Origin of the sequence: Rhizobium sp. UBA1881 (genome assembly GCF_002338015.1) — a bacterium.
Taxonomy (GTDB): Bacteria; Pseudomonadota; Alphaproteobacteria; order Rhizobiales; family Rhizobiaceae; genus Rhizobium.
In genome coordinates, this window is the sequence record NZ_DDHH01000128.1 from 1 (window position 1) to 8007 (window position 8007).

The following is an 8007-nucleotide window of genomic DNA, read 5'->3' on the forward strand; positions in this document are numbered from 1 at the left end:
GACCGACCAGGCCTCGGCAGCGCCGCAGGCACAGGCTCCCGCGACAGCGGAGACGGCAACCGCGCCGGCAGCGGCAGCCGCGCCGGCTGACGTCCGGGTCAATGCCGTCGAAATCGAAGGCGACAAGATATTCGTCGCCGGCACCGCGAAGCCTCAGGCCAATGTGTTCGGCTACGCCGACGACAAGCTGATCGGCAAGGCCAAGGCCGGCGCTGATGGCCACTTCGTCATCGACGGCGTGATGCCGCTTGCGGTCGGCGATCACAAGATCCGCGTCGACGTCGTCGATGCTGCCGGCAAGGTTCTGGTTCGCGCTTCGGTCAACTTCAACCGCCCTGAAGGCAACCAGGTTACCGTGGCGGCGCAGTCAGGCACTTCCACCGGCAACGCAACGACGCCGATGATCTCGCTCGACGAAGGCGCGCTCGGGAAGCTGAAGAACGATGCGGCCAAGGCGTTCGCGCTTCTGAGCGGCTTGTTCAGCGACGGCAAGGTTCCCGGCAACGAGCAGCTCGCAGCCGCCCGCTCGGCCAACGAGTTCGCGCTGAAGTCGATCGTCGATTTCCGGGCCGCTGCCGATGCGACCGCCGACTTCAAGGAGCGTGTCACCACGGCTTCGATGAAGGCAAGCGATGCGCTGAAGCTGCTGCAATCGCTGCCACGCGACGCGAGCTCGGTCGGCGCCGCACTCGCCAAGCTCGGCCAGATGGTCGCCGATCTGACGGCGCCTCCGGCTGCACCCGCGGCACCGGCTGCCCCCGCAAACGAGGTTGCGAGCGGCGATGCCGGTCCAGCGACCATCGAGCAGGCGCCGCTGCAGGAAAGCAAGGAAACCGTGATCATCCGCCGTGGCGATACGCTGTGGCAGATCTCGCGCCGCATCTATGGCGCCGGCGTGCGCTACACGACGATCTACGTCGCCAATGAGGACAAGATCGTCAATCCGGATCGCATTCTGCCGGGTCAGGTTTTCGGCCTTCCGAAGGACGCTTTGCCCAACGCGGAAGAGATGCACCGCAAGCGCATGTCGGGCGAGCATCTCTAGGACAGACAAGAATACAGGGGCCGGCATCGATATGATCGCCGGCCTCTCTTTTCCTTTGATCTTCTTATGTTGTATTGCTCCGCCCGCAACCCTATTTGGCGTTGACGGCGATCATGTCAGGCGGCGGCCCCTACGCTCGCCCTTCCCCTCTTTGCCGACAACACCACACTTCCAGGGCCTGACGCGGGCCGGAGACATGCATGGCAAACGGCAAGACAGTTTCAGACTCCAATCTGTTGCGGACCCTTTTCAACCTCTGGCCCTACATGTGGCCGACGGGGCGCGGCGATCTGAAGATGCGGGTCGTCTGGGCATCGGTCTACCTGCTCATATCGAAGTTCGTGCTGCTGCTCGTGCCTTACTTTTTCAAGTGGTCGACGGATGCGCTGAACGGCAAGTCTGACCTTGCCGGCAAGGTGCCTGACCTCCTCGTTGGCGCCATCGCGCTCGTCATCGCCTATAACCTCACCCGGCTGATCCAGCTCGGCCTGAACCAGCTGCGCGACGCGCTGTTTGCCAGCGTCGGCCAGTACGCGGTGCGCCAGCTTGCCTACAAGACCTTCGTACACATGCACGAGTTGTCGCTGCGCTTTCATCTGGAGCGCAAGACGGGCGGTCTGTCGCGGATCATCGAGCGCGGCACGAAGGGCATCGAGACGATCGTGCGCTTCACGATCCTGAACTCGGTGCCCACGCTGATCGAGTTCCTGCTCACTGCCATCATCTTCTGGTGGGGCTACGGCTTCTCCTACCTCGCGGTCACCGCCTTCACCGTCTGGGCCTATATCTGGTTCACCATCCGGGCCAGCGACTGGCGCATCTCCATCCGCAAGACGATGAACGACAGCGATACGGACGCCAATACCAAGGCGATCGATTCGCTTCTGAACTTCGAAACCGTCAAATATTTCGGCAACGAGGACATGGAAGCCAAGCGCTTCGATACCTCGATGGAGCGTTACGAGAAGGCTGCGACCAGCGTGTGGACCTCGCTCGGCTGGCTCAACTTCGGCCAGGGCGTGATCTTCGGCGTCGGCACGACCGTCATGCTCATTCTCTCGGCGCTGGCCGTGCAGCGCGGCGAACAGACCGTCGGCGACTTCGTCTTCGTCAACGCCATGCTGCTGCAGCTCTCGGTGCCGCTCAACTTCATCGGCTTCGTCTACCGCGAAATCCGCCAGGGGCTGACCGATATCGAGCAGATGTTCGACCTGCTCGAAGTACAGGCCGAGGTGAAGGATGCACCGGATGCCAAGCCGCTGAACATCGAGCAGGGCGCCATCTCGTTCAAGGACGTGCATTTCGCCTATGATCCGGCCCGCCCGATCCTGAAGGGGATCTCGTTCGACGTGCCGGCCGGCAAGACGGTAGCGATCGTCGGACCTTCAGGGGCCGGCAAGTCGACCATGTCGCGGCTGCTCTATCGCTTCTATGACATCCAAAGCGGCTCCATCACCGTCGATGGTCAGGATGTGCGTGGGGTCACGCAGAAGAGCCTGCGCACCGCGATCGGCATGGTGCCGCAGGACACCGTGCTCTTCAACGACACCGTTGCCTACAACATCCGCTACGGCCGGCCGTCGGCCACCGAAGCCGAGGTCAAGACGGCGGCCGAGATCGCGCAGATCGCCCACTTCATCGACCTTCTGCCGGAAGGCTTCAACACCATGGTCGGCGAGCGCGGGTTGAAGCTTTCGGGCGGCGAGAAGCAGCGCGTGGCCATTGCCCGCACGATCCTGAAGGCCCCGCCAATCCTCATCCTCGACGAGGCGACATCGGCGCTCGACACCACGACGGAACGCGAGATCCAGACCGCGCTCGACGTCGTCTCCAAGAACCGCACGACGCTTGTCATCGCGCACCGTCTTTCAACCGTGATCGGTGCCGACGAGATCATCGTTCTGAAGGCCGGCGAGATCGCCGAGCGCGGCACGCATGCGGAGCTGTTGCTGAAGAACGGCCTCTACGCTTCGATGTGGAACCGCCAGCGCGAGGCCACACAAGCCGAGGAACATCTGAAGCAGGTGCGCGAGAACGACGATCTCGGCGTGGTCAACCGGCTGGCGCCGGCCACCTGAGCCTACAAACGCTTGCTGTCCATCAGCAAGCTTAGATGTGCATGAGAGGGCATCGGCATTGCCCCCAGGAGTGTTTCCCTGTAACCAGCGGAGACGAAAACGCTAGGAGAGCGGCATACATGAGCTTGTTCAATACGGTACGCAACACGATCGTTCCGGTGCACAAGGAAGGTTATCCCTTCATCGCGGCCTTCTTCGTCGCCTCCCTCATTCTCGGCTGGATCTTCAAGCCGCTGTTCTGGATCGGCCTGATCCTGACGCTGTGGTGCGCCTATTTCTTCCGTGATCCGGAGCGCATGACGCCGCAGGACGACGATCTGGTGATCTCGCCCGCGGACGGCAAGGTATCGTCCGTGCAGTTGGTCGTGCCGCCGGCGGAGTTGAACCTCGGCTCGGCACCGATGCTGCGCATCTCCGTCTTCATGAACGTCTTCAACTGCCATGTGAACCGCGCGCCGATGCGCGGCCGCATCATCAGCGTCAATTACCGCTCGGGAAGCTTCGTCAACGCCGAGCTCGACAAGGCCAGCGAAGACAACGAGCGCAACGGCCTCGTCATCGAGACCGCCCATGGCCAGATCGGCGTGGTGCAGATCGCCGGCCTCGTGGCGCGCCGCATTCTCTGCTGGGCCAATGCCAACGAACCGCTGGACGCCGGCGAGCGCTTCGGCCTGATCCGCTTCGGCTCACGCCTCGACGTCTTTCTTCCCGAGGGTGCGCAGCCGCGCGTCACGCTCGGCCAGACGGCGATCGCGGGTGAAACGGTGCTGGCCGAATTCGGCTCCGCCAAGGGCCCCGTCGTCAGCCGCCGCGCCTGAGAACCACTAGGAGCGCGATCATGGAAACGCCCTTCCCGCCTTTCGAACCCAACGGTCCGCCCGATGATTCGGGTCGCGGTCCACGGCTTCGCGAGATCCCTTTGCGGCTGGTCGTTCCCAACCTGATCACTATCCTGGCGATTTGCGCCGGCCTGACGGGCATTCGGCTCGCCTTCGAAAACCGCTACGAGCTTGCCGTCGGCATGGTGCTCGTCGCCGCCTTCCTCGATGGTATCGACGGGCGCGTCGCGCGGCTGATGAAGGCGACGTCGAAGTTCGGCGCGCAGATGGATTCGCTGGCCGACATCGTCAATTTCGGCGTGGCGCCAGCGCTCGTCGTCTATGTCTTCGCGCTGGATCAGGCGCGTTCGCTCGGCTGGATCGCGGCTCTCATCTATGCCATCGCTGCCGGCCTGCGCCTGGCGCGCTTCAACGTCATGTCGGAGCGCGAAAACAAGGCCAGCTGGCAGTCGGAATATTTCGTCGGCGTGCCGGCACCGGCGGGCGCCATGCTGGTGCTTCTGCCCGTCTATCTCGGCTTCCTCGGGATGACCACGGACAAGACCTTCGGCTATCTCTCGGCCGCCTACACGGTGCTCATCGCCTTCCTTCTGATCAGCCGTCTGCCGGTCTGGTCGGGCAAATCCGAGGGCACCAAGCTTCGGCGCGATCTGGTGCTGCCGATGATGCTTGGCGTGGTGCTTTATGTCGCCATGCTGTCTAGCTTCACCTGGGAAGTGATGTCGCTCACCGCCGTGGTCTACCTCTGCACGCTGCCTTTCGGCGCGCGCAAATGGAAGCGCAAATACGGGACGCTGACGATCGAAGAGCCGGGTGTCGGCGAAGACGATATCGGCCGTCACATCTGACGATTCTCCAACAATCCTGACCTGTCCCGCTCCGCTCAAGGCTCGCGAATTATGGTTTGGCGACACAAATCATGATGTGTCTTGCCTCCATTTTGTCGCTATTTCCGGCAAAAGAGCAATAAATATAAGAGTCTAGGGACAGAAGTTAAGGAGAGTAACGTGACCCCGAAGAAGACGAATGTGGAACAGCCTGCAAAGACCGATCTCAGCGCGCACTACCGCCCGCTCGGCCTGAAGGCTGTTCTGGCCGCAGCGCTGATGCTGAAGAAGCCGACGCTCGCCAAGAAGATCGCCTGATCACGACGTCAGGACCCGGGCGCCGAGGCTGATGGCCAGAAGCGCCATGACGATGCCGATGAGCACGTCGAGAACCCGCCATGCGGCGGGTTTGGCAAAGACCGGTTGCAGCAGACGCGCACCGTAGCCCAGACCAAAAAACCAGATGAATGACGCAGCCGCGGCCCCGAGGCCGTAAGCCAGGCGATCCGCGCCGTGATAGGCGGCCGACAGGCTGCCGAGCAGCACGACCGTGTCGAGATAGACGTGCGGGTTGAGGAAGGTGAAGGCGAGGCACGTGGCCACCGCCGCCTTCAGCCCCAGTGGCTCCGGCGTTCCCGCCTCGATGGCGCCGGGATGCAGCGCGCGCCGGAATGCCATGAACGAGTAAGTGCCGAGAAACAGCATGCCGCCGAGGCTGACGGCGGTGATCAGCGTCGGCGATTGCGAGACGAGCGTGCCGAGACCGGCGACGCCTGCTGCAATCAGCAGCGCATCCGATAGCGCGCAGATCAGGCACAGGATGAAGACATGCGAACGCAGCAGCCCCTGCCTGAGAATGAAGGCATTCTGGGCGCCGATGGCGATGATGAGGGAAGCGCCGAGGAAGAGGCCGGAGAGCGCGGCCGAGATGGAGAACATGTGATTTTCCGGATGTGACTGCGGTGGGAATACAGAATCAGAAGAAGCTGAGCTGGCCGTCATCCGGCTTTTTCTTGTCAGCGGGCGGCAGCGGCTTTTCCAGCGGCACCGGGGTCTGCAGGTCCTCCCCCATATTGGCCACCTTGTTGACCTTGTCGGAGACCGGGATCGCCTCGAAGAAATCCTCCTCGACCGGCCGCATGAGATCGGCCACCTCGCGCGGTTCCTGGGTCTTGCAATCGAGCCAACGGGTGAAGTCCTCGGGCTTGATGACGACAGGCATGCGGTCGTGAATGGGACGAATGGAGGCATTGGCTGCGGTCGTGAGGATCGCGCCGGTATCCACTTCCGAGCCATCGGCCGAGGACCATGTTTCCATCAACCCGGCAAAAGCGACCACGCCGCCGTGGCGCGGCTTGATCCAGTAGGCCTGCGATTTCTCGCCGCTCTGCTTCGAAGGACGATGCCACTCGTAGAAGCCGGAGGCGGGAACAAGCACGCGGCGATGGCGCATGGCGGCGCGGAACGATGCCTTGCCGATCGCCGTTTCCGAGCGGGCGTTGATTAGAAGCGGAAACGCCTTGGGATCCTTCACCCAGCCGGGCGTAAACCCCCAGCGCACGAGGAGCGCGCGTCGGTCCGGCAGGTTGCTTCCCCTCTCCTGTCCCTCGCCTGAAACAACCACCAGGATCGGCTGGGTCGGCGCGATGTTGAAGCGCGCGGGGAAATCCTCGAGGTCAAGGATACCCAGAACTTCCTTCAGCTCCTCGGGGGAAATGGTCAGGGCGTAGCGTCCACACATGCCAATCTATTTGCACCCTGCCCTTTCAGGGTCAAGGGACCGGCCAGGTATGGTCCCGTCGGATCAGCCTCTCGGCGCGAAGAGGATGATCGCCGTGCCCGCGAGGCAAACAATAGCGCCGCTGATGTCCCATCTGTCAGGCACGCGGTGTTCGACAAGCCAGAGCCAGATCAGCGAGGCGACGATATAGATGCCGCCATAGGCCGCGAAGGTGCGGCCCGCCGCTTCGCTCGGCACCAGCGTCAGGAGCCAGGCGAACAGGGCCAGCGACACCATGCCGGGCGCCAGCCACCAGACCGGCTTTTCCATGCGCAGCCACGCCCAGAAAGCGAAGCAACCGGCAATCTCGAAGAGGGCCGCAGCGGCGTAGATGATATAAGTCACGGCACGTGCCTTCGAATCGCTTGGATCAGATTGTTTTCCTGAGTGAGATAGGCACGCGACGGCGATCACCGGCAAGCAACAAACGGCATTTTTGATGACTTCCAATCCGACAGCTGCATCTTCCGCGATTCTCGAACGAGACGGGCGATTCTTGCTGGTGCTCCGGCGCAACCCGCCATCGGCGGACATGTACGCCTTTCCGGGCGGCAGGGCGGAGCCTGGGGAAACGCCTGATCAGACCGCCTTGCGCGAGTTCGCGGAGGAGACGGGTATCCGTGCCCGCAACCCCGAGATTTTCGCCACCTATGATCTGAAACAGCATGGCGCGGACGGACGCCTGACCAGCCACTTCTTTCTCTCCGTTTTCCGCGTCGAGGCAGATGCCGATTCGGTTGCCGTGGCGGCAGACGATGCGGTGGCGCTCGGCTGGTTCACGGTCGATGAGATTCGCCGGCTGCCGACGCCGCAAAGCGTGCTCGAATGTGCGGAACGACTGGCAGCCGCCCAGACATGAGGAAGGGGAATAAGCAAGGGGAAAGGCAACCCCGCACCTTGTCCCCGTCACCTTCAGGGTGTCCAATACGCACATGATTCCCCTTCGCCGCGTTTTGTTTTGTGTTGTTCTTGGCGTCTCCACGGCGATACCGACATTTGTCTCGGCGCAGGGGCCGACAGCGGTTGCGCCGGACGAACCGGTCGCGCCGAAGGATGTCACCGTTCCCTATGACGACAAGCTTGGCCGGTTGGCTGAGGTGCTCGGGTCGGTGCATTATCTGAGAACGCTCTGCAAGGCTCAGAACGGCGAGGAATGGCGGGTGCGAATGCAGCAACTGCTTGATTCTGAAGCGAAAGATGAGCCCGCACGGAAAGAGAAACTGACGGCGGCGTTCAATCGCGGATACCGCACCTTTGCCTCTGTTTATACTGATTGCACACCGGCGGCGATCATGGCAGAAGAACGCTACCGTAACGAAGGCGCAACACTCGCCACGGAAATTACGTCACGCTTTGGAAATTAACGATAAATTAACCTCTTTTTACAGGGGGACGTGTCGTTTTGGGAAAAGGCTGATAGTGTTGTTAACCAGACAGT

Annotated in this window: 10 protein-coding genes; 7 read left to right on the forward strand and 3 right to left on the reverse strand. The window is 62.3% G+C overall.

All coding sequences use genetic code 11. From position 1 onward, the window contains the following. The 5 genes from B3605_RS15920 to B3605_RS15940 form a co-directional block, all read left to right on the forward strand. Positions 1–1045 (forward strand): LysM peptidoglycan-binding domain-containing protein (locus B3605_RS15920; protein WP_296434995.1); only part of this gene is annotated, 1045 nt, incomplete at its 5' end. 200 nt (positions 1046–1245) lie between these two features. Then, complete coding sequence (locus tag B3605_RS15925) at positions 1246–3123, forward strand: ABCB family ABC transporter ATP-binding protein/permease (protein WP_112941350.1); 1878 nt, start codon at positions 1246–1248, stop codon at positions 3121–3123. 41 nt (positions 3124–3164) lie between these two features. Next, positions 3165–3941 carry a phosphatidylserine decarboxylase gene (locus B3605_RS15930; protein WP_296434998.1) on the forward strand — a complete coding sequence of 259 codons (777 nt, stop codon included), beginning with the start codon at positions 3165–3167 and terminating at the stop codon, positions 3939–3941. 20 nt (positions 3942–3961) lie between these two features. Then, positions 3962–4810 carry a CDP-diacylglycerol--serine O-phosphatidyltransferase gene (gene pssA, locus B3605_RS15935; RefSeq protein WP_018898788.1) on the forward strand — a complete coding sequence of 283 codons (849 nt, stop codon included), beginning with the start codon at positions 3962–3964 and terminating at the stop codon, positions 4808–4810. A gap of 159 nt (positions 4811–4969) precedes the next feature. After that, positions 4970–5107, forward strand: coding sequence for a hypothetical protein (locus B3605_RS15940; RefSeq protein WP_183794685.1), 138 nt, complete (start codon positions 4970–4972; stop codon positions 5105–5107). On the opposite strand, the gene B3605_RS15945 is transcribed toward B3605_RS15940, so the two are convergent. The 3 genes from B3605_RS15945 to B3605_RS15955 all read right to left on the reverse strand — a co-directional run bounded on the left by B3605_RS15945 (position 5108) and on the right by B3605_RS15955 (position 6914). Next, positions 5108–5728, reverse strand: coding sequence for a LysE/ArgO family amino acid transporter (locus B3605_RS15945; protein ID WP_047513429.1), 621 nt, complete (start codon positions 5726–5728; stop codon positions 5108–5110). Positions 5729–5765: 37 nt separating this feature from the next. Then, positions 5766–6530 (reverse strand): SOS response-associated peptidase, encoded by a 765-nt coding sequence (locus B3605_RS15950; protein WP_112941352.1) that lies wholly within the window; start codon positions 6528–6530, stop codon positions 5766–5768. Between the two features lie 63 nt (positions 6531–6593). After that, a complete protein-coding gene (locus B3605_RS15955) occupies positions 6594–6914 on the reverse strand; it encodes a YnfA family protein (RefSeq protein WP_112941353.1) in 321 nt (106 codons plus the stop codon). 94 nt (positions 6915–7008) lie between these two features. On the opposite strand from B3605_RS15955, the gene B3605_RS15960 reads away from it, so the two are divergent. Beyond that, positions 7009–7428, forward strand: coding sequence for an NUDIX hydrolase (locus B3605_RS15960; RefSeq protein ID WP_112941354.1), 420 nt, complete (start codon positions 7009–7011; stop codon positions 7426–7428). A 73-nt stretch (positions 7429–7501) separates the two neighbouring features. Beyond that, positions 7502–7933, forward strand: coding sequence for a TIGR02301 family protein (locus B3605_RS15965; RefSeq protein ID WP_112941386.1), 432 nt, complete (start codon positions 7502–7504; stop codon positions 7931–7933). Positions 7934–8007 lie beyond the last annotated feature (74 nt).

Bases quoted from the DNA above. Each gene is read 5' to 3' on its own strand.
- B3605_RS15950 (WP_112941352.1), bottom strand. From the start codon at position 6,530: ATGTGTGGACGCTACGCCCTGACCATTTCCCCCGAGGAGCTGAAGGAA.
- B3605_RS15945 (WP_047513429.1), bottom strand. From the start codon at position 5,728: ATGTTCTCCATCTCGGCCGCGCTCTCCGGCCTCTTCCTCGGCGCTTCC.
- B3605_RS15930 (WP_296434998.1), top strand. From the start codon at position 3,165: ATGAGAGGGCATCGGCATTGCCCCCAGGAGTGTTTCCCTGTAACCAGC.
- pssA (WP_018898788.1), top strand. From the start codon at position 3,962: ATGGAAACGCCCTTCCCGCCTTTCGAACCCAACGGTCCGCCCGATGAT.
- B3605_RS15965 (WP_112941386.1), top strand. From the start codon at position 7,502: ATGATTCCCCTTCGCCGCGTTTTGTTTTGTGTTGTTCTTGGCGTCTCC.
- B3605_RS15925 (WP_112941350.1), top strand. From the start codon at position 1,246: ATGGCAAACGGCAAGACAGTTTCAGACTCCAATCTGTTGCGGACCCTT.
- B3605_RS15960 (WP_112941354.1), top strand. From the start codon at position 7,009: ATGACTTCCAATCCGACAGCTGCATCTTCCGCGATTCTCGAACGAGAC.